The 1,331-nt window shown below is 75.1% G+C and carries 1 protein-coding gene and 1 riboswitch; the gene reads left to right on the top strand.

Annotation, left to right across the window (positions count from 1 at the left end; genetic code table 11):
- The first annotated feature begins 91 nt into the window (after nucleotides 1–91).
- Entirely contained in the window at nucleotides 92–856 is a 765-nt protein-coding gene (locus ABD52_RS37185; RefSeq protein WP_047894865.1) for a hypothetical protein, read from the top strand.
- 308 nt (nucleotides 857–1,164) lie between these two features.
- Nucleotides 1,165–1,307: riboswitch (cyclic di-AMP (ydaO/yuaA leader) on the top strand.
- The last annotated feature ends 24 nt before the right edge of the window (nucleotides 1,308–1,331 follow it).

Consider the following 1,331-nt stretch of genomic DNA (forward strand, 5'->3'; position numbering starts at 1 on the left):
CGCACGACGTCGCCGGGGCGGCCCTCCACCGGCCCGCCCCGGCGACGTCGTGCGGGTCCTCCCGCCAGGTCCTTCCCGTGAGGTGCCGACCATGTCGCAGACCGCTCTGTACCACTTCCTCACCTCCGTGCCCGAGGCCGCCGCCATCTGGTCCTTCCTCCTGCTGCTCGCCTTGGGCCTGCTCGCCGCGCTCGTCGCCCGGCCCGAACGCGACCCCGCGCCGGAGACCGCCCCCGAGCCGGCCGACGCCGACGCCGCCCGCCGCGACGACCTGATCCGGTACGCCGAGGAGGTGGCGGTGGCCGCCGCCGGGGCCGCCCAGACGGCCCGTCGCCGCCGGGAGCGGTGGCTGGCCGCGCAGGACGAGGCGGACCGGGCCTGGACCGCGTACGACGAGGCGGACGCCGCCGCCCGCCGCCTCGCCGGCGCCGCCGCGCTGGCCGCGCCGCGCACGCCACGAACCCCTGCGGAGTACGCGGCCCGGGAGCGCTGGCTGCGCCACGCCGCCATGACGGCGCACTGGCGGGGCGACCTCACCGCCCGTCAGCTCGCCGACGTGCTGGCGCGCCGCAACGGGTGGGATCCGCGCCGGCACCCGGCCGAGCAGGAGATCGTGCTGGCCCGCACCGTCAGGGACGGGCGCCGGTCCGGATGGGAGAGCGCCGCCGCGCGGGAGCGGGCAGCCTGGCGGGACGCGGAACTGGCCGCCGAGGCCGCCCGGACACTCGCCGCCGAGGCGTACGCGGCCACAGTGGCGCTGCGGCCCGCCCCGGCGTACCGGAGCGCGACGCCGAGCGCCCAGCCGGTGCCCGCGTCGGTCCGTAACGCCCGCTGGCGTCCGGCCCGGGTCGGCTGAGACGGCCGTCTCGACCGAATCGTTACCCGGAACGTGGTGAGCCCGGTCACCCGGTTCACCGAAACGGGCGCCGGGCGCAGAACGGGTCATCGAGTATCGCGATTGCGGGCCGGGTGGTCGCCGTCTGTCCGCTTTCCGCCGCCAGGCGCCGTCGAAACTGCTTGTCCCATTGAGTGAAGTCAGTAACCGGGTGTTCCGAAATCCGTTACCACGGATCACGTTTACGCAGGTGGGAGCGCTTGGCAGGGGACATACCCACCGGTAGTGTCGGCGCGTCCGATGCGGTAATCGATCGCCGACGGCGACGCCGCACCGACCCGCCTAATCGTGTTCCACGAACCGGGGACCCATGAGCACCATCGGGGTGAATCCGCGAGCCCACGGCCCGCGGTAGGGCGTACTTCCCGCCCGAATCCGTCAGCTAACCCGGTCGGCGGCCACGGAAGGAGTACCCCGCGTGCCCACCCCTCGATCG

This window comes from Micromonospora sp. RV43 (assembly GCF_001029515.1).
GTDB classification, from domain to species: Bacteria; Actinomycetota; Actinomycetes; order Mycobacteriales; family Micromonosporaceae; genus Micromonospora; species Micromonospora aurantiaca.